The sequence below is a fragment of the Candidatus Devosia phytovorans genome, from assembly GCA_029202405.1.
Classification (GTDB): Bacteria; Pseudomonadota; Alphaproteobacteria; order Rhizobiales; family Devosiaceae; genus Devosia; species Devosia phytovorans.
Map to the genome: position 1 here is coordinate 1,634,645 of CP119312.1, position 24,826 is coordinate 1,659,470.

Genomic DNA, 24,826 nt, shown 5'->3' on the forward strand with positions numbered 1-24,826 from the left:
CGCTTACCAGACCACGGGATGGGTTTCGCCGGTGGCGACATTGACGAAGCCGTTTGGTGCCAGGGGCGATGGCGCAACCAGCACCCAGCGCCAGGGCGCGCAGGTCAGCGTGGCAAAGGCCAGGCGTTCGGGGAAGCCGGGCCACCAGCGCGGCGAGAAGGTCGGCTCATACATCCACTCGATGGTTTCGCCGGCGCGATAGAGCGCCTGCATTTCGGCATCGAGCTCCTGTGGCGGACGGCAGGTCATGAGGCCGCCGACCTCGTAGCCAACCGTGGCCAGGAGTTCGCCACGACCGACGAGGGCCCAGCCGCCCTGGCTCTTGCGCAGGGCGTTGACAGCCTTGGCCATGGCGGCATCGGAGGAACCGACGACCCAGATATTGTGCTTGTCGTGGCCCATGGAACAGGCGAGCGCCGTGTCCTCGGTTTTCGGGCCTGTGCCGAGCCAGAACATGGCTGCGGTTTTTCCCTCGCCCGAGAAGCGGTCGACGATGGCGAATTTGGTGATGTTGCGATCACTGTCGCGCTGGACAAGGCCATCGGCCACGGCGAGATCGGTGGTGATGAAGTCGTCGGCCCAGTGGAAGGGACGCAGGAGCGCGGCCTTGACGCTGTCGCGGCCGTCGGGCGCGGCGATGGCGAAGTCGGCGGCGGTCATCTCGCGGTCGATCTTGACCGTCCGGGTTGCCCATTGCGGCCAGTCGATCGTCGGCAGAGCGCCGATATAGTCCCTGCCCTGCGAGACCTGTTCGCCGTCGGCCCACACCTCGGCGATGGAGAGCGATGCCACGTCATCGAGCAGCACCAGATCGGCGAAGCGACCGGGCGCGATGGAGCCGACCCACGGGGTCAGCCGCATGTGGCGCGCTGGGTTGAGGGTCACCAGCTGGATGGCGATTTCGGGCGCGAGACCCGCCTCGATGGCGAGGCGGACATTGTGGTCGGTGGCGCCCAGCTTCATCGTGTCCGAGCAGGAGCGGTCATCGGTGCAGAGGGCAAACTGCGACCAGTCCTGCTGCCCGTCGGCAATGAGGCCGGTGATGATCTCTTTGAGAGAATGCGGGCGGAGTTCCATGAAGAGGCCGCGGCGCAACTTGTCGGCGACTTCCTCGGGCGTCCAGGCCTCGTGGTCCGAGGCCATGCCGGCAGCGGCAAAGGCATTGATGTCGTCCATGGCGCGCATGCCGGCAGCATGGCCCTCCACCACGCCGCGCTGTTCGAAGGTGGCGCGGATCATGCCCCATAGCCGCTCGTAGGACGGGTTTTCCGGGTTCCAGACGGCGGGCCAGTCCATCACCTCGTCAAGACCGGCCACCATCAGTTGGCTGGTCAGAAAATCCTTCTGCTCGTCATAGCCGAAGTGGCCGCCGCCCCATTCATAGGCCGTTGGTGGCACGGCCGAGCCGGGCAGCGGGAAAATCTTGGCCGGCGACCCGGCCAGCCGCGCCTTGAGCCAGAATTCGAGGTTGTTCGGGCCATTGACGTTGGAGAATTCGTGGCTCGCCTCGCAGGTCCAGGTGCAGCCGAAGGGTAGCACCAGCGCCGCCTCGTATTCGGGCGTCAGGTGGCTGGATTCGATATGCTTGTGCACCTCGCCAAAGCCGGGCACGGCGCTGAGGTGACGACGATCGACGCGCTCGTCGACTATGCCCGGATATTTGCCGGCCGGTCCGACCCAGGCGATGCGGCGGCCCGAGACGACGATCTCCTGATCCTCGTGCCAGCGGCGGCCGTTGACGTCGAGCAGGCGCCCGACGCGGATGGCGCGGGTGGCTGGGCGCTTGCCCAGGGCGACCAGCGCCAGGTGCTGGCGGATGCGGACTTCGTCCCGGGCGTTGATCAGCAGGTCGGATGGCAGTTCGGTCAAGTCGGTCGGCCCTTTGCGGCAGCGCGGAGTGGTGGCCCCTGTTCTGGCCGCGTCACGCGCGCATGTCCAGCCCGCTGAAGGCTGCAAAAACCGGTGAATCACCGCAACTAGCTCAAAGAATGGGCTTGCAGAGGCGCAGCCACAAAATTAGGCTTTCGCGCGGGGAGCCAGCCATTCTCTAACTCGTCGTCGCCCTGCGTCGCCGACGCAAACAGGAAGCCGTCCATGAACAAGTCCTTCGTCACCGCCCTGGCGCTATCCGCCACGGCACTGCTGTCTGCTGCCCCCGCCATGGCGCAGGGCAAGACCCTGACCATCTCCTGGTGGGGCTTCAACGGCGAAAAGCTCGAATCGATCATCCTCGCGCCCTTCCGCGAACAGTGCGGCTGCGAGATCGTCTTCGAGACCGGCAACAATGGCGAGCGCCTGAACAAGATCCAGATCCGCAACGGCGCGGGCGTGGACGTGGCCTATTTCTCCGACAGCTACAGCCAGCAGGGCATCGAGGCCGGCTTGTTCCAGAAGATCGACCCGGCCAAGCTGCCGAACCTGGCCGGTCTCTATGACCTCGCCCAGGATCCGCAGGGTGGTTACGGCCCGGCCTATTCGATCGGCCGTGTCGGCATCGTCTATGACGATACCAAGGTGACGACCCCGATCACCTCGTGGAACGATCTGTGGCGCGAAGATCTCGCCAGCGCGCTGTCGCTGCCCGGCATCACCACCACGGCTGGCCCGATGGTCGTGATGAAGGCTGGCGATCATGCCGGCGTTGACGCTTTCGCCGATGAAGACGCAGCCTTTGCCGCGGTCGAAGAGCTGAAGCCGAATGTAGTCAAGAACTACAATACCGGCTCGGAAATGATCAACCTGTTCTCGACCGGCGAAGTGTCCGCTGCCATCGCGCAGGACTTCACCCTCGGCCAGATCCAGGCAGCCGTGCCATCGGTCGTCTGGGCCGAGCTCGGCGAAGGCTCGATCGCCACGCTGAACACGGTCAATATCCCCACCGGCGCCGCCGAGCCGGAGCTGGCCTATGAGTTCATCAACTTCATCCTGTCGCCGGAAATCCAGCAGCAGCTGGCCGAACAGGGCGTCGACGCCCCGGTCAATACCGCAGTGGAACTGACGCCGGAGCAGGCTTCCCTGTGGACATATGGCGCCGACGTGATTGCTGGACTGCAGCGTGTGGACTACGTCAAGATGAATGCCGCCAAGGGCGGTTGGGTCGATCGCTGGAACGAAATCTTCGGCATGTAATCGACTGTCTGGGGCGGCTTCGGCCGCCCCGCCTCTTTCTGCAAGGCCTTGAGCATGAAACGTTTCGCCGGCTGGACCCTGGCTACCCCCGCGACCATTCTGGTCGTGGTCTTTCTCGTGTTGCCGGTCCTGGCGACCATCGTCACGACCTTCACCACGCCTGCCGGTCCCTTCGCCACTTACCTGTCCTTCTTCGGCAGCGGCTTCCGGCGCACCGTGCTGTTCCGCACCATCCAGGTGTCGCTGATCACCACGGCCATCGCGCTGGTCGTCGGTTTCCTCACCGCCTATGTGATCTCCCGCGCGCCGGGGTGGCTGAAATCCATCCTGATCATCGCGGCGGTGTTTCCGCTGCTGACCGGCGTTGTGGTGCGCTCCTTTGCCTGGCTGATCATCCTCGGCAAGAACGGCATCCTCAATTCGACGCTGATCAATCTTGGCCTCATCGCCGAGCCGTTCCAGATGCTCTACACGCAAGGGTCGGTCATCGTCGCCATGGTCTATCTCTTCGTGCCGCTGATGATCCTGACGCTGGTCGGCGTGCTTGAATCCATTCCAGATGACCTGATTCAGGCCTCGTCCTCGCTGGGTGCCAAGCCGTCGGCGACCTTCATGCAGGTTACTCTGCCCCTCGCCGTGCCGGGGCTGATCGTCGGCGCCGTGTTGGTGTTCACCGGCAGCTTCACCTCCTATGCGACGCCGCAGCTGCTGGGTGGCGAGCAGGTGATGATGATGGGCACGCTGATGTATCAGCAGGCCATGGTGACCTTTGACTGGGTTGCCGCCTCCACCATTGCCGCCGTCATGGTCGTCATCACCATCGCCATCGTGGCTCTGATGAATGCCTTTGCCCGCCGCCTCAACCCGATGACCGTCTGATGACCCGCAATATCCATCCCCTGCTCATTGCCAGCACCGTGCTGGTCTTCATCTTCCTCGTCGGGCCGCTGATCATCGTGCTCGGTTCGGCGCTGAGCGACACGACCTATCTCACCTTCCCGCCGCAGGGGATCTCCCTGCGCTGGTTCGAGAATATCTTCCAGATCGACGCCTTCCGCCGCACCATCCTTACGAGTCTGCAGATCGCGCTGCTGTCGACGGTGATCGCGCTGATCATCGGCATTCCTGCAGCTTATGCGCTCAACCGCTATCGCATCCAGCTGCCGGGCTGGCTCTCGACATTGTTCGTTCTGCCGGTGCTGGTGCCCGAGCTGGTGCTGGGCTTTTCGCTGCTGAAGAATCTGGCGGTGCAGTTCAACTCACCGATCTATATCGCCCTGCTGTTCGGGCATGCGCTGCTGGTGCTGCCCTATGTGGTGCGGGTGATCTCGGCCTCGCTGGCCTCGTTCGATTTTTCCATCGAGGAAGCCGCGATCAGCCTCGGCTCGCCGCCGCTGAAAACCTTCTTCACCATCCTGTTGCCCAATGTGCGCTCCGGCGTGATTGCGGCCTTCATCCTCGCCTTCATCACCTCCATCAACGACGTTTCCATCTCGATCTTTTTGACCGGCCCGGGGCTTTCCACCCTGCCGATCCAGCTGCTCGCGCATATGGAACAGTTTTTTGATCCCACCGTGGCTTCGGTCTCGGTACTGCTGATGATCCTTACCGTGGCCGTGATGGCCGTCGTCGAGCGCACGCTCGGCCTGACCTTCCTGGCCAAATGATCCCATGACCCAGTCCCTTACCCTCGATTCAATCTCCGCTCACTACGGCTCCACCCAGGTGCTGGAAAACCTGTCGCTGGCCGTCGCCGAAGGCGAACTCGTCTCGCTGCTCGGCGCCTCCGGCTGCGGCAAGACCACGACGCTGCGCCTGATCGCTGGCTTCCTGCAGCCGACCTCCGGCACGATCACGCTGGGTGGCCGCGACCTGACCCGCCTGCCCCCGCATCAGCGCGACATTGGTCTGGTGTTCCAGAATTATGCGCTGTTCCCGCATCTGTCGGTGGCCGACAATGTCGGCTTCGGGCTCAAGCAACGCGGCGTCTCGGGCGATGCCAAGGCCAAGCGCGTCACGGCCATGCTGGAACGCGTCGGCCTGGCGCATCTCGCCGATCGCCTGCCCGCCGCCCTCTCGGGTGGCCAGAAGCAGCGCGTGGCACTGGCTCGTGCGCTCGTCATCGAGCCGCCACTGCTGATGTTCGATGAGCCGCTCAGCAATCTCGACGCCAAGCTGCGGGTCGACATGCGGGTGGAAATCCGCCAGCTGCAGCGCGCCAATGGCACGACCTCGGTCTATGTGACCCATGACCAGGAAGAGGCCTTCTCGATCTCGGATCGCGTCGCCATCATGCATCAGGGCCGCATCATGCAGCTCGATACGCCGGAAAAGCTCTACCAGCGTCCGGCCAATGCCTTCGTTGCGCGATTTGTCGGTTTCGAGAACCTGATCGCCATGACGGTGGTCGCGCGCGATGGTGCCAAGATCACGGCCGAAGCGGCTGGCGGCGTGCGACTGACGCTGTCGCTCGAACAGTTCGGCGAAATCCCCGACAGCTTCATCCTCGCCTGCCGCGCCGATGGCTTGATGGTCACCGACAATATGGCCATGGAAGGCATTCCGGCGACGCTGGGGCTGCGCACCTATCTGGGGCGCGCCTACCAGTATCAGGCGGAAACTTCGGCCGGTGCGCTGATCGCCAATGGACCGTTGACCCGCCCGCTCGAAGCGGGCGTGGCGGCAAAGCTGGTGCCGGTTCCCGAACAGTGCACCATCCTCGCCCCGGAATGACCACGCTTCTCACCAATGCCTGGGTTCTCACCATCGACGATGCCCTGACCGAGCATAATCCCGGTTGGGTGCAGGTGGATGGGACGACCATCACGGCAATCGGTTCTGGTACGCCGCCCAGCGTGCCGGGCGCGGAAGTGGTGGACTGTGGCGGCGACATCATCATGCCGGGCATGGTCAATCCGCATTGCCACATGGGCATGTCGGTGTTCCGAGGCCTCGCCGAAGACGTCGACGATAGGCTCTACCGCTATATCCTGCCGCTCGAGCGCAAGTTCGTCACGGCGGAAATGGTGCGCATCGGCTCGGCCATGTCGGCACTGGAGTTGATCCAGGGCGGCGTCACCACCGTCGCCGACATGTATTATTTCGAAACCGAAGTGGCCCGCGTCTGCGACACGGCAGGCTTGCGCGCCGTAGTCGGGCAGACGCTGGCCGATTTTGATCCGCCGGACCATAAGGACTTTGACGAGGGCTTTGCCCGGGTCGAGGAATTGGTGGATGGCTGGCGCGGCCATGCGCTGGTGACGCCCTCTATTGCGCCCCATGCCCCCTATTCCACCGGGCTCAGGACCATGGAGCGCATTGCGCAATGGTCAGCCGACAATCCGGACGTGCCGGTGCAGATGCATCTGGCCGAAAGCACGTTGGAAGTGGCCTGGGCCAGGGACAATCACGGCAAGTCCACGGTTGCCGTGACCCGCGATGCGGGCCTGCTCAAGCCGAACCTCATCTGTGCGCATTGCCTGCAGCTCGATGATGCCGACATCACCATGATGAGCGAGCATCAGGTCTGCGTCGCCACCAATCCGCGCTCCAATGGCAAGGCTGGTCGTGGCATTGCGCTGGTCGAGCGGATGCGCAATGCGGGCCTCCCCGTCGGCGTCGGCAGTGATGGGGCGATGAGCGGCAATACGCTGGACCTGTTCAGCCAGTTCGCCCCGGTCTCGATGTTCGCCAAGCTCCTCGCCGGATCGCGCAAGCCGCTGCCGGCTGTGGAGGTCATCCGCATGGCCACGATCGAAGGCGCGCGGGTGTTGAGCCTCAACCTCAAGACCGGCTCGCTCGAAGCGGGCAAACAGGCGGACCTGATCCGCATCAGCCTTGCCGCGCCGCGCCTCCATCCGATCTACGACCCCTATTCCATGCTGGTCTTTGCCACCATGCCCAGCGACGTAACCGACACCATGGTCGCCGGCCGCTGGCTGATGCGCGACCGCCAGGTCACGACGCTCGACGTCAGCAAGACCGTCGCCGATGCCAATCAGATCGCCCGCCAGTTCAAGGCCGAAATGGCCCGAATAGACAGCCAGACACTATGACCACACTCGACGCCGTCCTCGCCCAAGCCGATCTTGAACTCGACGCAAGCCTGGAGCGGCTGTTCGAGCTGATCCGCATTCCCTCGGTTTCGACCGAAGCCGAATACGCGCCGGACTGCCGCCGCGCCGCCGAATGGCTGCGCGACCAGTTGGCAGAGCTCGATTTCGACGCGACGGTGCGCGATACAGCAGGTCATCCCATGGTGGTGGGTCATGGGCCGAAGGTGGCGGGACCGCATGTGCTGTTCTATGGCCACTATGACGTGCAGCCGGTCGATCCGCTGCACCTCTGGAACACGCCGCCCTTCGAGCCGTCGCTGGCGCCGCAGCCCGATGGCGAGACTTATATCCTTGGTCGCGGCGCGTCCGACGACAAGGGGCAGCTGCTGACCTTCGTTGAAGCCTGTCGCGCCTGGAAATCGGTCACCGGCACCTTGCCGATCCGCGTGTCCATGCTGTTCGAAGGCGAAGAAGAGGCCGGATCGCCATCGCTCGGGCCGTTCCTCGAGGCCAATGCCGAGGACCTGCGCGCTGATACAATCCTCGTTTGTGACACCGACATGTGGGACCGCGAAACGCCGGCCATCACCACCATGTGGCGCGGCTTCGTCTCGGAAGAATTCGAGGTCACCACGGCCGACCGGGATCTGCATTCCGGCATGTTCGGCAGCGCCGCGCGCAATGCCGTCCAGCTCATTGGTACGATCATCGGCAAGTTCCGCGCTGACGATGGCAGCGTGGCGATACCCGGATTTTACCATGGCGTCGCCGAACTGGCGGAAGCCAATCGGGCGGAGTGGGAGCGCCTGCCTTTCGACGCGGATAAGTTCCTTGGTGATGTGGGCCTTTCCATTCCCGCCGGCGAAGCGGGCCGCTCCGTGCTGGAACAGGTCTGGGCGCGGCCGACGGCGGAAGTGCATGGCGTCTGGGGCGGTTATGCTGGCGACGGCTTCAAGACCGTCATCCCCGCCAAGGCCGGAGCCAAGATATCTTTCCGCCTCGTCGCCGGACAGGACCCGGCCCGCATCCGCGAGCTCTTCCGCGACTTCGTCACGTCGCTGATCCCGGCCGACTGCTCGGTGACCTTCAAGTCCTATGCGTCGGCTGCAGCGCAGAGCATGCCGCTCGATGGTGCATTGCTGACCAAGGCCAAGGATGCGTTGAGCGAGGAATGGCAGCGCCAGACCGCGCTGGCGGGCACTGGCGGATCGATCCCGATCCTGGGCGAATTCAAGGACCGGCTGGGTATGGAGAGCCTGCTCATCGGCTTTGCGCGCTTCGACAACCGCATCCATAGCCCGAATGAAAAATACGACCTGTCGAGCTTCCACAAGGGCATCCGCTCCTGGGTGCGCATTCTGGCTGCTTTTTCGGAGACACGGACATGACGCTGACCCGCTTCTCGGTTGCTCCGCTCCACGCCAGCACCAGGCATTTGGCCGCCGTCGCCGGTGGCCGCGTTGCGGCCGACCTGGTGATCACCGGAACCCGCGTGCTCTCGACCTATTCGGAACGCATCGCCGAGAACCGCGAAGTCTGGCTGGCCAATGGGCGCATTGCCGCCGTGATGCCGGCTGGCGCCCATAAGAAGGGCCCTGCCCCCAAGGCGATCTATGACGCCAGGGGCGGCATCATCGCGCCGGGCCTAGTTGATCCCCACATTCACATCGAAAGTTCGATGGTCACCGCCTGTGCCTATGCCGAGGCGGCTTTGCTCAATGGTACGACGACGATCTTCTGTGACAGCCATGAGATCGGCAATGTGATGGACGTGGCCGGCGTCGAAGCCATGCTGGAAGATGCGCGGATGGCACCGCTGTCGATCTTCCTCACCGTGCCTTCCACCGTCCCGGCCACCTCGCCTGAGCTCGAAACCGCTGGCGGCGACCTGACGCCGGACAAGATCGGCGCTCTGTTCGACAAATGGCCGGAGGCCGTGGCGCTGGGCGAGAAGATGGACTTCGTGCCCGTCTCCATGGGCGATCCGCGCAGCCATGCCATCATCGCCGAGGCGCTGAAGCGTAACCGGCCGGTCTCGGGCCATATCTATGGCCGCGAATTTGTCGCGCCCTATGCGGCGGCCGGCGTCACCGACACGCATGAAGCCATTGACCGCGACATTGCCGACGATTTCATCGATGCCGGCATCTGGGTCTTCCTGCGCGGCGGCAATCCGGCGACGCCGTGGAACTCCATAGTCGAAGCCATCAAGCCGATCACCGAGCTGGGCGCCAGTCACAAGCGCTTCTGCGTCTGCACCGACGACCGCGACGCCGATGATCTCCTGAGCTTTGGCCTCGACTGGGTGGTGCGCGAAGCCATCCGCTGCGGCATGAAGCCGGAACAGGCTTGGGCCATGGGCTCGCTGCATGGCGCGACGCGCTTCGGCATGGGTGACGAAATCGGTGGTCTGGGTGGCGGTCGCCGGGCTGACCTCGTGCTGCTCGATGACAGCCTCAAGCCCGTCAGCACCTGGTATGGCGGCGAGCTGGTGGTGGAGGATCGCAAGATCACGCCGGTGCTCGAGGCCACGCTCAACCAGCGCTACCGCTATCCCGAGGCCGCCTATAACACGGTGCACCTGCCAAAATCGGTCAAGCTTGCGCCGGAGCTGCCAACCGGGCCCGTCACCGCCAATGCCATCGGCATTGAAATGCCGGGGATCGTGCTGCCGCATCGTAAGGTTGCGGTGGAACCAGCCAATGACTGGGCGAGCCTTCTCGACAAACACAGCCTGAGCTTTGTCACCGTCATCGAACGCCACGGCAAATCCGACGGCGGCGTGGCGCATGGCCTGCTGCAGGACTTCGGCATCAAGAACGGCGCTGTGGGCTCCAGCGTCGGCCATGACAGCCACAATATCATCCTCGCCGGCAGCAATGAGGCCGACATGGCTTTGGCGCTCAAGACCATCGAAGAGGCCAAGGGTGGCGTCGTCGTGGTGCAGGATGGTGAAGTGAAGGCTTTCGTCGGCCTGCCGATCGCGGGCCTGCTCTCCGACAAGCGCGTGCATGAGGTGGCGGCCGAAAACCAGGCGCTCAAGGCCGCCTGGAGCGCGGTCGGCTGCACCATCCCCTATATGGGCTTTAACCTCATCCCGCTGTCGGTCATTCCGGAAATCCGCATTACCGACAAGGGACTTGTGAAGGTCCCCGAAATGGTGCTGGCTCCACTCTATGAGTAGAAAAGTCATCATCGACACCGACCCCGGGCTCGACGACGCCGTCGCCATTCTCTTCGCACTGGCGTCCGGCAAGTTCGAGGTGCTGGGGCTGACGACCGTTGCCGGCAATATCGGGCTGGCAAAGACCACCACCAATGCCGGCGGCCTCCTGTCGGTGATGCAGCGGTCGGATATTCCCGTCATCTCGGGCGCCGATGTGCCGCTGCTGCGCGACGGGATCGATGCCATCGTCGTGCATGGCGACGACGGGCTGCGTGGGGTCACCCTGCCCAAGCCGGGCCGCTCTGCCAGAACTGGCGCCGTGGACTGGCTGGCCGAGACACTGCTGGCACATCCGAGCGGCACGGTGGATGTGTTGGCGCTGGGGCCGTTGACCAATATTGCGCGCCTCGTGGACGAGCATCCTGCAGCGGCCGGCCGCATTGGCCAGCTGATCGTCATGGGTGGCGCCGTGGACGAGCCGGGCAATGTCGGCCCCAATTCGGAATTCAATTTTGCCTGCGACCCCGAGGCGGCGGCCGTGGTGCTGCATGCCGATATCCGCACCACGATCATTCCGCTCGACGTGACACGCCGCGTGCGGGCCGGCCGTGATTATGTCGAGGCGCTGCGTGGCACGCCGGCTGGCACGGTTTCCGCCGATGTGCTCACCGCCTATCTGATCGACGGCAAGGAAAGCCGGCCGCTGCACGATCCCTGCGTCATGTTACTGGCGCTGGAACCAGACCTGTTCGGGGTGGAACTGCTGCGCCTCGCCGTGGACCTGGGCGATGACGCCGATGCCGGCGCTCTCAAGCGCAGCGCCAGCGGCAGCCCGGTCAATGTCGCGATGACGGTGGATGTCGAGAGGGCTCTGGCGCTCCTGGCGGAAGGACTCAGGCGCCCGGCCTGAGCTGCTGTTCGACCAGCGTGGTCCAAAAGCGCGCGCCGGTCAGGATGGCCTCGTCGTTGAAGTCATAGCGCGAATTGTGGTGCAGCGCGCCATCCACGGCCGGTCCATTGCCGAGCCAGACATAGCAGCCCGGTACGCGGCCACCGAATTCGGCAAAGTCATCGCCTGCCGTCGAAGGCGGAAAATCGGTCACCACCGGCTTACCGGTCACGGCACTTGCCGCCGCCAGCGCGGCCGCGGTTGCCGTAGCGTCATTGACCACGGGCGGGATGCGGCGCTTGAAATCAAAGCTGGCCGAAATGCCGAACATGCTGGCCACGCCCTGAGCCAGCTTGCCGATCTCAGCTTCGAGCTGGTCGCGGACCGCACCCGTATAGGCGCGCGCCGTGCCCCCGATGCGCACATCGTCGGGGATGACATTGAGCGCGCGGAAATCGCCACCGGTAATGGCGCAGGCACTGACCACAGCGGGCTGCAGCGGGTCGACGATCCGGGCCACAATGGTATGGATGGCGGTGAGGAAATGCGCCGCCGCCGTCATGGCATCGCGCCCGAGATGCGGCTTGGCGCCATGGGTGCCGACGCCGTGGAAGGTCACTTCCCAGCTATCCGACGAGGCGAGTTGCGGCCCGGCCACCACGGCCATTTCGTCGGTCGCCAGCCCCGGCATATTGTGCAGGCCATAGACGGCGTGGACCGGGAAGCGCTCGAAGAAGCCATCCTCGATCATCGCTTTGGCGCCGCCGCGGCCCTCTTCGGCCGGCTGGAAGATGAAATGCACCGTCCCGGAAAAGTTTCTTGTCCGGGCCAGATGACGCGCCGCGGCCAGCAGCATCACCGTATGCCCGTCATGGCCGCAGGCATGCATGGTATTTGGGGTTCTGGACCTGTAGGCGACCTCGCCCAGTTCCGGCATGGCCAGCGCGTCCATGTCTGCCCGCAGCGCGATGGCCCCCGTGCCATTGCCGACCCGCAGTGTCCCGACAACGCCGGTCTTGCCCAGCCCGAGATGCACCGCGATCCCGGCCTGCTCCAGCTGCTCGGCGACGATGGCGCTGGTGCGCCGTTCCTCGAAGCCGAGTTCAGGATGGGCGTGAAGGTCGCGGCGCAGGGCGATCATCGCCTCGATGTCATAGGGATCGTTGTCGCCGTGGGTCATGGATGGATAAGCTCTTGAAAAGTCACTCCGGCCATAGCATCCAGCATTTGCCCACGGCCAGCAAGGAAACCGGTTTTGCCCCTTCTCCCCCACCAATTCTGGCAGACGCTCGATCCCGCCGGCACGCATGATGCGCCTCGCGAAGGCTGGTCCGACAGCTATCCCGCCACCCTGCCCAATGGCCGGCAATTGCTGCTGCCGATCCGTGTGCTGCCCGGCGACGGCCAGAGCGCGGTCGCCTCGCTGATCATCAACCAGGCCAGCTTTGCCGTGGAGGATGCGCTGTCCCAGGGGTTGGCGGACCTGCTGGCGCCGCTGGAGCCCGAGGTCATCATCGGCGTGCCAACGCTTGGCCTGCCGCTGGCCAATAATGTCGCGCGCCGGCTCGGCCATGACCGGATGGTAGCGCTCGGGACCTCGCGCAAATTCTGGTATCGCGACGAGCTCTCGGCGCCGATGTCCTCCATCACCAGCCCGAACCAGCAGAAGACCATCTTCCTCGACCCGCGCTCCCTGCCGCTGCTCGAGGGCCGACGCGTCGCCGTGATCGACGATGTCATCAGCTCGGGCACCTCCATGCTGGCGGTTATGACGCTGCTCACCGCCGCCGGGATCACGCCGGTGGCCATCGGCGCTGCCATGCTGCAGGGCACGCGCTGGCAGGACGGCCTTGGCGCATGGCGCGACCGGATCGTAGCGCCGCTGGCCTCGCCGCGGCTGAGCAAGACGCCCTCCGGACACTGGCTGCCCGAAGCCTCGGAGTAGTCGACAAGTCTTCGCTGTCGTGGGCTGCAGCATTGCCCAAATTTAGATCATGCCCGCCCAGATTTTGTTCAGCCACGCCATCGCGGAACTGCCAAGCTATTGACCAGACTGGCTTTTATAGTTGGCACAGCGCTTGCTAGGTAGAAGGCGAGTAAGGAGCTAGGGTTCCGGCGTTGCAAGACGCGACTGGTCCGAGAGCTACCACCGTACGGGAGACATCCGTTCGGACGCACGGCGGGACAAAAGCCCGGGAGACCTCGATAGCCAAGGGATTGGCACGATGGTTTTGCGTCCAATCCCTTTTTGTGACTGACGCAAAGGGGAATTGAGATGACGTTTCTGACCAAATTCGCAACGGTAGCCACACTCGCGGTCGCGATTGCCGCCGGCACATCATCGCTTGCCCTGGCGCAGGCCAAGACCGATTTCAAGGTCGCCTGGTCGATCTATGTCGGCTGGATGCCCTGGGGCTATGCCGCCGATACCGGCATCGTGCAGAAATGGGCCGACCAATACGGCATCACCATCGAGGTCACCCAGTTCAACGACTATGTGGAGTCGATGAACCAATATACTGCGGGCGCCTATGATGCGGTGACGCTGACCAATATGGATGGGCTGTCCATTCCCGCAGCGGGCGGCGTCGACACGACTGCCGTGATCATCGGCGACTTTTCGGCCGGCAATGATGCAGTCATCCTCAAGGGTGTCGCCGATCTGGCGGCCATTGCCGGCCAGCCGGTGAACCTCGTGGAATTTTCCGTGTCGCACTATCTGCTGGCCCGGGCGCTCGAAAGCGTCGGGATGACCGAGCGCGACGTCAATGTGGTCAATACCTCCGATCCCGACATGGTCGGGGCCTTTCAGACAGCCGATGTCACGGCCATGGTCACCTGGAACCCGATGGTCTCGGAAATCCTCGCCCTGCCCGATGCCACGAAGGTCTTCGACAGTGCGCAGATTCCCGGCGAGATCATCGACATGATGGTTGCCAATAGCGAGGTGCTGGAAGCCAATCCCGACTTCGGCAAGGCGCTGGCCGGCATCTGGTATGACACCATGGCCATCATGACCGCCGATACGCCCGAGGGCGCCGCGGCGCGTCAAGCCATGGGCGTGGCCTCGGGTACCGACCAGGCGGGTTTCGAGGCCCAGCTCGCCGCGACGAAACTCTTCCCGACGCCGGCCGAAGCGGTTGCCTTCACCACCTCGCCTGATCTCTCCACCACCATGGACAAGGTGCGCACCTTCCTGTTCGACAAGGGCCTGCTCGGTTCCGGTGCACCTTCGGCCGATATCATCGGCGTGGAACTTCCCGATGGCACGGTGCTGGGCGACGCGGCCAATGTGAAGCTGCGCTTCACCGCCGAATACATGCAGCTCGCCGCCGACGGCGCTCTCTAGGTCAGACAGGCCGGCGGTTCGCCGCCAGCCGCCATGGCGGAGCTTTCCATGCGCTGGATCAATACCAAACCCTCGCCCGGCGTCGCGACGCTGCTGATGCTGGCGCCCTTCGTCCTGCTGGTCGTCGCCTATGGCCTGGGCTCGGCGGCGCGGCTGGCCGAGAACCCGAGCGACAAGCTGCTGCCGGCGCTGCAGACGCTGGTCGACGCGATCAATCGCATGGCCTTCACGCCCGATCCGCGCACCGGGGACTATCTGCTGTGGACCGATACCGCCGCCAGCGCCACACGGCTGTTCTCGGCGCTCGGCATCTCGACACTGATCGCGCTGGTCTTTGGCATGGTGGTGGGCATGCTGCCCTATGTGCGGGCGCTGCTGGCGCCCTTCATCGCCACCGTTTCCATGGTGCCGCCGCTGGCGCTGTTGCCCATTCTCTTCATCGTGCTGGGCCTGGGCGAAACCGCCAAGATCACGCTGATCGTCATCGGCGTGGCTCCCGCGATGATCCGTGACCTGGCGCTGAAAGTCATGGAACTGCCCCGGGAGCAGATCACCAAGGCCGAAACGCTGGGCGGCTCCTCCTGGCAGATCGGCTTGCGGGTCGTGCTGCCGCAGGTCCTGCCGCGGCTTTTGACCTGCCTGCGGCTGCAGCTTGGGCCAGCCTGGCTGTTCCTCATCGCCGCCGAAGCCATCTCGGCCGACAGCGGGCTGGGCTATCGCATCTTCCTCGTGCGCCGTTATCTCTCGATGGATGTGATCTTTCCCTATGTTGCGTGGATCACGCTGCTCGCCGTTGTGACCAATTTCGCGCTCGATCGCCTGCGCATTGCCGTCTTCCCTTGGTCGAACCTGGAGGCGCGCTGATGAGCACAATCGTCTTCGACAATGTCTGGAAGGAATATGGCGACCAGATCGTCCTCGAGAAAATCTCGCTGACCATCGCTTCGCGCGCCTTCGTCGCCCTGGTCGGTCCGTCGGGCTGCGGCAAGACCACGTTCCTCAAGATGCTGCTGGGCGAAGAAGCGCCGACACAGGGCAGCATCACTATGGATGGCGTGCCCTTGCCCGCCGAACCGGGACCGGATCGCGGCGTGGTGTTCCAGCGCTATTCGGTGTTTCCGCATCTGACGGTACTGGGCAATGTCATGCTCGGCCGCGAGTTCAGGAGCCCGGTCGCAGCGCGACTGTTTGGGGCAGCGCGACGCGATGCGCGGGACGAGGCCATGGCGCTGATCGCCGATGTGGGTCTGGCCGGATCGGAGCAGAAATATCCGGCGCAGCTGTCGGGCGGCATGCAGCAGCGGCTTGCCCTGGCCCAGGCGCTGATCATGAAGCCGCGCGTGCTGCTGCTCGACGAGCCTTTCGGAGCGCTCGATCCAGGCATACGCGCTGAAATTCATGTGCTGATGAAGCGCCTCTGGCACGAGACGCAACTGACCGTCGTCATGGTCACCCATGACATGCGCGAGGCCTTTACCCTGGGTACCCGCGTCATCGCCTTCGAGCGGCCGCGCGACCGGCCGGAAGAGCGCGAGCGCTATGGCGCGCTGCTCAGCCGCGACATCGACATCTGGCCGCCGCGCATTGCCGGCGAGCCCTCCATCTACCAGCCCGACCGGGACGACCCGGTCATTCCCCTGGGCCTAACCCGGGACGACCCGGCACCTGCACAGGGAGACGCTCCATGAGCCGAACTGCCGAACAGATCGCCGCCGACCGCGCCCGCTACGAGGAACACCAGCGCAAGGGTCTGCAGAACGCGCCCAAGGCGCTACCGGGTGCCAGCGTCCTGCCCGCTGCGTCTACTGCCGATCCAATCCATGTCGAGACCATTCCGGCTGGCTGGTACTGGTCGACCACGCTCAAGGCGGGCGAGACGATCCGCATTGCGCAGGATGCCGGCCCCTCCGCCGTGTCGCTGATCGCCTGGAGCCTTGCCGACACGTCCGAACGGCTCAACCTGCCGGACACGGTCAAGGTGCAGTGGACTACGGCCGTGGAAAAGGGTCGCGTGCTGTTCAGCGACATGGGCCGGGTGATGTTCTCCGTCACCGAAGCTGCGTCAACGGCGCATGACGCGCTGGTCGGCGGGTCGACGGCGGCATCCAACGCTGCCCGTTATCTCGGCGAATACCGCAACACTCGCGACAATTTTGTCATCGTGGCCAGCAAGCTGGGGCTGGACCGGCGCGACATTCCCTCGGCCATCACCTTCTTTGCGCCCGTGCGCGTCGACGGCGATGGGGCGCTGGGCTGGCGCGAAGAGCTGCGGGTCGAGGGCGACTATGTGGAACTGCGCGCCGAGATGGACCTGACTTTGGCGCTGTCCAACTGCCCGCACCCGCTCGATCCGGCGCCGGTCTATGGCGCCAATCCGGTCACGGTCACGCGCTTCCGCCTGCCTGTGGCGACGGACGACCTCTGTCGCACTGCCACGGCGGAGGCCGTGCGGGGGTTCGAAAACAACGTGATGCAGCAGCCTTGAGGAGAGCGACCATGGATTATCTCGTTCCCGCCGAAAAGCCCTGGTCCGGCCTGGTTCGCAAGGGCCAGACCATCCGTATCGTGGACAGCGAGGGCCAGCAGGCCGTCGATACGCTGTTCTACAAGGCCGATGACTTTTCCGAACGCTACAGCGGCCAGGACACCTTGCGCGTCAATGGCAATGCCTATGTCGGGCTTGGCACGAAGATCGTCAGCAATGAGGGCAATGTCATGCTGACCGTCACGGCCGACAGCTGCGGCCGGCACGATACCTCGGCCGGCGCCTGCTCCTGCGAAAGCAATACCGTCCGCTTTGGCCACGACACGAAATATCTCCACGCCTGCCGCGAAAACTTCGTGCTGGAGGTCAGCAAGCACGGCATGTCCAAGCGGGATGTCGTGCCCAATATCAACTTCTTCATGAATGTGCCGATCGAGCCATCAGGGCAGATGACCATCGTCGATGGCCTTTCGAAGCCGGGCGATTATGTCGAGATGGTCGCGGAGATGGATGTGCTCTGCGTCATTTCGAACTGCCCGCAGGTCAACAATCCCTGCAATGGCTTCAACCCGACGCCGATCCGCGTCGTGATTTCGGACTAAGCCCATGTTCAGCAAGGTCCTTATTGCCAATCGCGGCGAAATCGCCGTGCGCATCATCAAGACATTGCGGCGCATGGGCATTGCCTCCGTCGCCGTTTATTCCGATGCCGATCGCTTCACCAAAGCGGTGTCCATGGCCGACGAAGCGGGGCGGCTCGGCCCGGCACCGGCCAGCGACAGCTATCTCGACGTCGAGGCGGTCATTGCCGCCTGCAAGGCGACCGGCGCCGAGGCGGTTCATCCCGGCTATGGGTTCCTGTCGGAAAATATTGGCTTCGCCCGGCGGCTGGCCGAGGCTGGTATCGTCTTCATCGGGCCGACGCCGGATAACATCGAGGCTTTCGGGCTCAAGCACACAGCGCGCGAACTGGCCAGCTCCAGCGGCGTGCCGCTATTGCCGGGTACGGGCCTGCTGGAAACGGTCGAAGACGCTCTGACGGCGGCGACGACCATCGGCTATCCCGTCATGCTCAAGAGCACGGCCGGTGGCGGCGGTATCGGCATGCAGCTTTGTGCCGATGCCGCGGCGCTGGGCGCGGCCTTCGACAGCGTGCAGCGCACGGCGACGGCAAGCTTTGGCGATGCGCGGGTCTATATCGAGCGCTTCGTCGCCGATGCGCGGCATGTCGAGGTGCAGATCTTTGGCGACGGAAAAGGCAAGGTCATCGCCTTGGGTGAACGCGACTGCTCGCTGCAGCGCCGTAACCAGAAGGTGATCGAGGAAACACCGGCGCCGGGCCTCTCCGACGCAGTCCGGACCCGGTTGCACAAGGCGGCTGTGGATCTCGGTTCTGCCGTCCGCTACACCTCGGCCGGCACGGTGGAATTCATCTACGACCCTGTTCGCGAGGACTTTTACTTCCTCGAGGTCAATACGCGCCTGCAGGTGGAGCACCCGGTTACCGAGGAAGTGTTCGGCATCGATCTTGTCGAATGGATGATCCGCCAGGCAGCCGGCGAAAACCCGATCGCCAAGGCGGGCCCGCTGGCGCCACAAGCGGCTGCCATCGAGGTTCGCCTCTATGCCGAAATTCCGCATGCCAATTTCCGCCCAAGTGCTGGCCTGCTGACGGAGGTGAAATTCCCCGGCCATGTCCGTGTCGATGGCTGGATCGAGACGGGAACGGAAGTTACCTCCTGGTATGATCCGATGCTGGCCAAGATCATCGTCACTGGCGCTGACCGGCAGACGGCCATCGCCAATTTGCGGGCGGCGCTCAAGGCCACTTCGGTTACCGGCATCGAGACCAATCTCGACTATCTCCGCGCCATCGCTGCCTCGGACCTTTTGGCCAGCGGCAAGGTTGCGACCACGGCGCTGCGCGATTTTGCCTTCATCCCCGATGTGGTGGAAGTCATCACGCCCGGCGCGCAGTCGAGCCTTCAGGAACTGCCCGGGCGGCTCGGCCTCTGGCATGTCGGCGTGCCACCCAGCGGTCCGATGGACGACTATAGCTTCCGCCACGCCAATCGGCTGGTCGGCAATGCCGATGTCACGGCGGCGCTGGAGCTGACCGTTACCGGCCCGACGCTGCGCTTCCATGCGCCAGTGACGATCGCCCTGTCGGGCGCCCATATGCCGATGACGCTCGATGGCGTCGTTGTACCGCACAACACTGCCGTCAATGTCGAAGCCGGTCAGACCCTCAGCATCGGCTCGATCGAGGGGGCGGGACAGCGGAGCTATCTCGCCGTCGCCGGCGGTTTTGCTGCGCCCTTGGTTCTGGGCTCGCGGGCGACGTTTGGGCTCGGACAATTCGGCGGACATGCCACCGGGACGCTCAAAACCGGGGACGTGCTGCATCTGGCCCGCACAGAACAAGAAGTCGTCCAGCATGCTGGCGAGCCCGCGCCACTGACCCGGCATTGGGATGTCGGCGTGCTCTATGGCCCGCATGGCGCGCCTGATTTTTTTCGAGTCTCCGATATAAATGCCCTGTTCAGCACGGACTATGAGGTCCATTTCAACAGTGCCCGCACTGGGGTCCGGCTGATCGGCCCTGCGCCACAATGGGCGCGCAGTGATGGTGGCGAGGCGGGGCTCCACCCGTCCAACCTGCATGACAATGCCTATGCCATTGGTGCCATTGATTTTACCGGCGACATGCCGATCATCCTCGGCCCCGATGGACCCAGCCTGGGCGGCTTCGTTTGCCCCGCCGTTATCGCCCGCGACGAGCTGTGGAAGATGGGCCAGTTCAAACCCGGCGACACCATCCGCTTCCACCCGGTGGCGCGGCCCGACGATCCCATTGTCAGCCCGGCAATAGAATCCGGATCAGCGATCGTCGGCCGGCGCGATGATGGACCTGTGGAGGTGGTCTATCGGCGCCAGGGAGATGACAATCTGCTGGTCGAATACGGCCCGATGTCGCTCGATATAGCCTTGAGGCTACGCGTTTATCTGCTGGAACAGGCTCTGCACAATGCTGACCTCAGCGCAATCATCGATCTGACACCCGGCATCCGTTCGCTGCAGATCCACTATGACAGCAGCCTGCTGTCGCGATCCAAACTGCTGGGGCTGCTGGAGGAAATCGAGGCGGGCCTGCCGGCAGCCGAGGATGTGGTGGTGCCCAGTCGGATCGTGCACCTGCCGCTGTCGTGGAATGACCCGGATATCCAGCTGGCGATGCGGAAATATCAGGAGCTGGTGCGACCCAATGCGCCCTGGTGTCCGGACAATATCGAATTCATCCGGCGCATCAACGGGTTGGACAGTATCGAGGCGGTCAAGCGCACGATCTTTGACGCCAGCTACCTCGTGCTCGGGCTCGGCGACGTCTATCTCGGGGCGCCCGTCGCGACGCCGATGGATCCGCGCCATCGTCTTGTCACCACCAAATATAATCCCGCCCGCACCTGGACACCGGAGAATGCCGTCGGGATCGGTGGCGCCTATATGTGCGTCTATGGCATGGAGGGTCCGGGCGGCTATCAGCTGTTCGGCCGCACCATTCAGGTCTGGAACACCTGGCGGCAGACACGCGCGTTCACGTCCGGAAAACCGTGGCTGCTCAACTGTTTCGACCAGATCCGCTTCTTCCCGGTTACCCATGAAGAGCTGACCGAAGCCCGTGCCGCCTTTCCGCATGGCGGCTATCCGCTGCGTATCGAGGAGACCACATTCTCCTATGCCGACTATGCCCGCGACCTCGCAGCCAATGCGGACAGCATCCTCCGCTTCAAGACCCAGCAACAGACGGCATTTGACGCCGAGCGCGAGCGCTGGAAGGCCGAGGGTCTCGACAGTTTCGTCGCCGACGAGACGAGCAGTGCCATTGAGGGTGACATCCCGGCCGGCTGCTTTGGCGTATCGAGCGGCATTCCGGGCAATATCTGGAAGATCCTTGTCGAGGACGGCGTTTCGGTCGCGGCGGGCGACGCCGTTGCCATCATCGAGTCGATGAAAATGGAAATCACCGTCACCGCCCATGCGGCCGGCACGGTGCGCGAAGTGCGCGCCATGCCTGGAAAAAACGTCAGAACCGGCGATGTGCTCGTCGTGCTGGAGGAAATCTGAATGCTGCCCACAATCCTCGATCTGTCGACGCTCAAAGCCCTCTATGCCAATGGCAGCGTCACGCCACGCGATGTCATGCAGGCCGTCATCGAGCGTCGCAATACATGGCCCGACAAGGCGGTGTTCATCACGCCAACCAGCGACGCCGATCTTATGGCTGCGGCCGATGCCCTGCTGGCATCGCATCCCGAGCCCAACAGCCTGCCGCTCTGGGGCATTCCCTTTGCGGTCAAGGACAATATCGACGTTGCAGGCCTGCCGACCACGGCCGCCTGCCCCGCCTTTGCCTATGATCCGGCGGCGGATGCCAGTGTCGTCGCCCGGCTGCGCGCAGCCGGGGCGCTGGTCATCGGCAAGACCAATCTCGACCAGTTCGCCACGGGCCTCAACGGCACCCGCTCGCCCTATGGCGCGCCGCGCTCGGTGTTCGATGCCGACTATGTCTCGGGCGGCTCCAGTTCGGGCTCGGCAGTCGCCGTGGCGGCAGGGTTTGCCACTTTCGCACTAGGCACAGATACCGCCGGTTCGGGCCGCGTGCCGGCCATGTTCAACAATCTGGTCGGGATCAAGCCGACACCGGGCCTCCTGCCGAACACCGGCGTGGTTCCGGCCTGCCGCAGTGTCGATTGCGTCACCATTTTGGCCGGCACGGTCGGCGATGGCGTGGCCATCCGCAAGATTGCCGAGGGCTTTGACGCGGCCGATCCCTTCTCGCGCCGGGCCGAGTGGGCCAGTCTTCCCGCGTCGGATCTGCGCGTCGGCGTGCTGGAGGGGGCCGAGCGGGAATTCTTCGGCAATGTCGAGGTGGAACGGCTCTACGACACGGCCATCGAGACCATGCGTTCGCTCGGCGTTACCATTGTGCCCTTCGACTATGCGCCGTTCCGCGAGGCTGCCGCGCTGCTCTATGAAGGGCCGTGGGTGGCCGAGAGGCTTGCCGCTGTGGAAGCGTTCTTCGCCAGCAATGGCGATGACTTTGATCCGACGGTGCGGGCCATCATTGGCGGCGCCGAGGGCAAGACCGCCGTGGAGGCCTTCAAGGGCCGCTATCGGCTGGAGGAATTGCGGCGGATGACCGAGGCCGAATGGGCCAAGGCGGATGCGCTGCTGCTGCCCACCTCTCCCACCACCTATACCGTTGCGGCCATGCAGGCCGATCCCATCCGCCTCAATTCGCATTTCGGCCGCTATACCAATTTCGTCAATCTGCTCGACTGCGCCGCCATCGCCGTGCCGGTGGGCTTTGACAGCAAGGATCACCTGCCGGCCGGCGTGACCCTGGTCGCGCCAGCCTTTACCGACGACGCCCTGGCGCCGCTCGCCGATGCCCTCCATCGCAAGCTGGCGCGCGGCATGGGGCGTGACAAGGACGTCCCGCTACCCGAGGCCAGCGTGGTGAAGCCCGCGGCCAGCGATATGGTGCCGATTGTCGTGGTCGGCGCACATCTGAGCGGCATGCCGCTCAACAAGGAGCTCACAGGTCCCGGTGGCCGGCTGCTGCGGACCTGCCGCACCGCCGGTGACTATCGGCTGTTCGCCCTGCCCAATACGACACCGCCCAAGCCGGGCCTGATCCGCGAACCCGGCTTTGCCGGTTCGGGCCTTGCCGTTGACGTGTGGGAACTGCCCCCGGCGGCCTTCGGTCAATTCGTGGCCCGCATTCCGGCGCCGCTCGGCATCGGCAAGGTGAGCCTTGAGGATGGCTCGGTGGTTTCGGGCTTCCTGTGCGAGGCTCATGCCCTGTTGGGCGCCGAGGACATTACCCATCACGGCGGCTGGCGAAACTATATCGCTGCCCGCAATGCGGCGGTGCAGCATGCGTAGCTGGCTTAGCCGATTTACCGCGCTGATAGCCGACGGTCTGATCGCCCGAACGCGAGCGATCGGGCGTTTTCGACGCTGATTTCGTTTTTAGTGCCGGGCTGAAACATAATGCTGCAAGCTCGTTCGAAATTGGAAACCAATCGCGAGGCGATGAGTGGCGCTGAGTTGGCTGGCGGGATTAGTGTGCCGCCACTCAATTTCTGGAGCGACTATGCACAAGCCCCTTATCCTTGCCGCCATCCTGCTGACCGGCGTGAGCCACGCCTCGGTGACCCAGGCGCAGGAAACAAATCCCGATGCCACGATCCGCATCGGGTCGCTCTACGAGCCGCAGAATCTCGACAATACTGCCGGCGCCGGCCAGGGCATCAACGAGGCCTTCAACGGCAATGTGTATGAAGCCCTGTTCCAGCTGGCCGATGATGGTTCGGTGAACCCGGCCCTCGTCGACAGCTATGAAGCCAGCGAAGATGGCTTGACCTATACGTTCAAGCTCAAGTCCGGCGTCACCTTCCACTCCGGCGATCCGCTGACGGCAGCCGATGTGAAATATTCCATCGAGCGCGTCACTGCCGAAGAATCCAAGAGCTCGCGCAAGAAGAGCCTTTCGACCATTACCGGCATCGAAACGCCTGATGATGCGACCGTGGTCATTACCCTGTCGGCCCGTTCGATCTCCCTGCCCTACAACCTGTCCTATGTCTGGATCGTCAACGACGCTGCCACTGACATCACCGCCGCCGAAGACGGCACCGGCCCCTATGCGCTGGAAGAATGGCGCCGCGGTTCGGCCCTGGCCCTCTCGCGCTTCGATGGCTATTGGGGCGATGCGCCGAGCAATGGCGAGGTGATCTACACCTATTTCACCGACGCGACGGCGCTCAACAATGCGCTGCTGACCAATGCCGTGGATATCATCACCTCGGTGCAGAGCCCGGACTCGCTGGCCCAGTTCTCCGGCAATTCCAGCTTCACCGTCACCGAGGGCGCTTCCACCACCAAGGAACTGTTGGCCTATAACGACCGCGTCGCCCCCTTCGACAATGTGCAGGTGCGCAAGGCGCTGGCCCGCGCCACCGACAAGGCGCGTCTCCTCAACTCCATCTGGGGTGACTATGGCACGCTGATCGGCTCCTTCGTGCCGCCGACCGACCCATGGTATGTCGACCTGACCGGCGTCGATGCCTATGACGTCGAAGGCGCCAAGGCGCTGCTGGCAGAGGCCGGCTATCCCGATGGCTTCGAGTTCACGCTCGACACGCCCGATTATGATCCGCATCCGATCGTCGCGCAGTTCCTGCAGACCGAATATGCCAAGATCGGCGTGACGGTGAACATCAACGTCATCACAGCCAATGAATGGTACACCAAGGTCTACCAGAGCCACGATTTCCAGGCGACGCTGCAGGAACATGTCAACCATCGCGACATCGTCTTCTACGGCAACCCGGACTTCTATTGGGGCTACAACAACCCTGAAGTCGTGCAACTGGTCGCCGATGCGGAAGCTGCCGGTTCGGAAGACGAACAGACCGACAAGCTGCGTCAGGCCAATGAGATCATTGCCGAAGACGCTGCCAGCAACTGGCTCTACCTCTACCCGCAGATCGTGGTTTCGGCCGCCAATGTCACCGGCTACCCGGTCAATGGGCTGAATTCGCAGTTCTACGCCTACGACATCGAAAAGGCCGAGTAAGCCTTCTGGCTTGATCGTTTGAACAATGTGTCCACCGGCCTTCGGGCCGGTGGCTTTGCTTTTGCTGGGTCGTTATTCTAAATCCGTCCGGCAACAAGGAATCCCCGC

The 24,826-nt window shown here is 63.9% G+C and carries 19 protein-coding genes and 1 riboswitch; of the genes, 17 read left to right on the plus strand and 2 right to left on the minus strand.

Translation table 11 applies throughout. The features are described from left to right. Positions 1–3 precede the first annotated feature (3 nt). A complete protein-coding gene (locus P0Y65_08160; GenBank protein WEK06207.1) occupies positions 4–1,869 on the minus strand; it encodes an adenine deaminase C-terminal domain-containing protein in 1,866 nt (621 codons plus the stop codon). Between the two features lie 225 nt (positions 1,870–2,094). Between P0Y65_08160 and P0Y65_08165 the strand changes: the two genes are divergently transcribed. The 8 genes from P0Y65_08165 to P0Y65_08200 are packed head-to-tail and all read left to right on the plus strand — an operon-like array spanning position 2,095 to position 11,260. Beyond that, positions 2,095–3,129, plus strand: a complete 1,035-nt coding sequence (locus P0Y65_08165; protein WEK06208.1) for a polyamine ABC transporter substrate-binding protein — start codon at positions 2,095–2,097, stop codon at positions 3,127–3,129. A 54-nt stretch (positions 3,130–3,183) separates the two neighbouring features. Then, positions 3,184–4,008 (plus strand): ABC transporter permease, encoded by an 825-nt coding sequence (locus P0Y65_08170; protein WEK06209.1) that lies wholly within the window; start codon positions 3,184–3,186, stop codon positions 4,006–4,008. After that, on the plus strand, positions 4,005–4,796 hold the full coding sequence (locus tag P0Y65_08175) for an ABC transporter permease (protein ID WEK06761.1): 792 nt from the start codon (positions 4,005–4,007) through the stop codon (positions 4,794–4,796). The genes P0Y65_08170 and P0Y65_08175 overlap by 4 nt, the downstream gene beginning before the upstream one ends. A gap of 4 nt (positions 4,797–4,800) precedes the next feature. After that, positions 4,801–5,862: an ABC transporter ATP-binding protein gene (locus tag P0Y65_08180; GenBank protein ID WEK06210.1), complete on the plus strand. Its 1,062-nt coding sequence runs from the start codon at positions 4,801–4,803 to the stop codon at positions 5,860–5,862. Continuing rightward, positions 5,859–7,184, plus strand: coding sequence for an amidohydrolase (locus P0Y65_08185; protein WEK06211.1), 1,326 nt, complete (start codon positions 5,859–5,861; stop codon positions 7,182–7,184). The genes P0Y65_08180 and P0Y65_08185 overlap by 4 nt, the downstream gene beginning before the upstream one ends. Next, positions 7,181–8,572 carry a M20/M25/M40 family metallo-hydrolase gene (locus tag P0Y65_08190; GenBank protein ID WEK06212.1) on the plus strand — a complete coding sequence of 464 codons (1,392 nt, stop codon included), beginning with the start codon at positions 7,181–7,183 and terminating at the stop codon, positions 8,570–8,572. Before P0Y65_08185 ends, P0Y65_08190 begins: the two co-directional genes overlap by 4 nt. Beyond that, positions 8,569–10,368 carry an adenine deaminase C-terminal domain-containing protein gene (locus P0Y65_08195; GenBank protein ID WEK06213.1) on the plus strand — a complete coding sequence of 600 codons (1,800 nt, stop codon included), beginning with the start codon at positions 8,569–8,571 and terminating at the stop codon, positions 10,366–10,368. The genes P0Y65_08190 and P0Y65_08195 overlap by 4 nt, the downstream gene beginning before the upstream one ends. Continuing rightward, a complete protein-coding gene (locus P0Y65_08200) occupies positions 10,361–11,260 on the plus strand; it encodes a nucleoside hydrolase (GenBank protein ID WEK06214.1) in 900 nt (299 codons plus the stop codon). The genes P0Y65_08195 and P0Y65_08200 overlap by 8 nt, the downstream gene beginning before the upstream one ends. Here P0Y65_08200 and P0Y65_08205 read toward each other — a convergent pair. Beyond that, the gene (locus P0Y65_08205; protein ID WEK06215.1) at positions 11,244–12,419 is read right to left on the minus strand and encodes a M20 family metallopeptidase; all 1,176 of its coding nucleotides are present in this window, start codon (positions 12,417–12,419) and stop codon (positions 11,244–11,246) included. The genes P0Y65_08200 and P0Y65_08205 overlap by 17 nt on opposite strands. A gap of 75 nt (positions 12,420–12,494) precedes the next feature. On the opposite strand from P0Y65_08205, the gene P0Y65_08210 reads away from it, so the two are divergent. The 9 genes from P0Y65_08210 (at position 12,495) to P0Y65_08250 (ending at position 24,718) form a co-directional block, all read left to right on the plus strand. Continuing rightward, a complete protein-coding gene (locus P0Y65_08210) occupies positions 12,495–13,184 on the plus strand; it encodes a phosphoribosyltransferase (protein WEK06216.1) in 690 nt (229 codons plus the stop codon). Positions 13,185–13,332: 148 nt separating this feature from the next. Further along, a riboswitch (guanidine-I (ykkC/yxkD leader) is annotated at positions 13,333–13,440 on the plus strand. 74 nt (positions 13,441–13,514) lie between these two features. After that, the gene (locus P0Y65_08215; protein ID WEK06217.1) at positions 13,515–14,588 is read left to right on the plus strand and encodes a putative urea ABC transporter substrate-binding protein; all 1,074 of its coding nucleotides are present in this window, start codon (positions 13,515–13,517) and stop codon (positions 14,586–14,588) included. 48 nt (positions 14,589–14,636) lie between these two features. After that, positions 14,637–15,452, plus strand: a complete 816-nt coding sequence (locus tag P0Y65_08220; protein WEK06218.1) for an ABC transporter permease subunit — start codon at positions 14,637–14,639, stop codon at positions 15,450–15,452. Continuing rightward, complete coding sequence (locus P0Y65_08225; protein ID WEK06219.1) at positions 15,452–16,276, plus strand: ABC transporter ATP-binding protein; 825 nt, start codon at positions 15,452–15,454, stop codon at positions 16,274–16,276. The genes P0Y65_08220 and P0Y65_08225 overlap by 1 nt, the downstream gene beginning before the upstream one ends. Further along, the gene (locus P0Y65_08230) at positions 16,273–17,073 is read left to right on the plus strand and encodes a DUF1989 domain-containing protein (protein ID WEK06220.1); all 801 of its coding nucleotides are present in this window, start codon (positions 16,273–16,275) and stop codon (positions 17,071–17,073) included. The genes P0Y65_08225 and P0Y65_08230 overlap by 4 nt, the downstream gene beginning before the upstream one ends. An 11-nt stretch (positions 17,074–17,084) precedes the next feature. Then, positions 17,085–17,675, plus strand: a complete 591-nt coding sequence (locus P0Y65_08235; protein WEK06221.1) for an urea carboxylase-associated family protein — start codon at positions 17,085–17,087, stop codon at positions 17,673–17,675. A gap of 4 nt (positions 17,676–17,679) precedes the next feature. Continuing rightward, a complete protein-coding gene (gene uca, locus P0Y65_08240) occupies positions 17,680–21,198 on the plus strand; it encodes an urea carboxylase (GenBank protein WEK06222.1) in 3,519 nt (1,172 codons plus the stop codon). After that, positions 21,199–23,022 (plus strand): allophanate hydrolase, encoded by a 1,824-nt coding sequence (atzF, locus tag P0Y65_08245; protein WEK06223.1) that lies wholly within the window; start codon positions 21,199–21,201, stop codon positions 23,020–23,022. Between the two features lie 211 nt (positions 23,023–23,233). Continuing rightward, positions 23,234–24,718, plus strand: coding sequence for an ABC transporter substrate-binding protein (locus tag P0Y65_08250; protein WEK06224.1), 1,485 nt, complete (start codon positions 23,234–23,236; stop codon positions 24,716–24,718). Positions 24,719–24,826 lie beyond the last annotated feature (108 nt).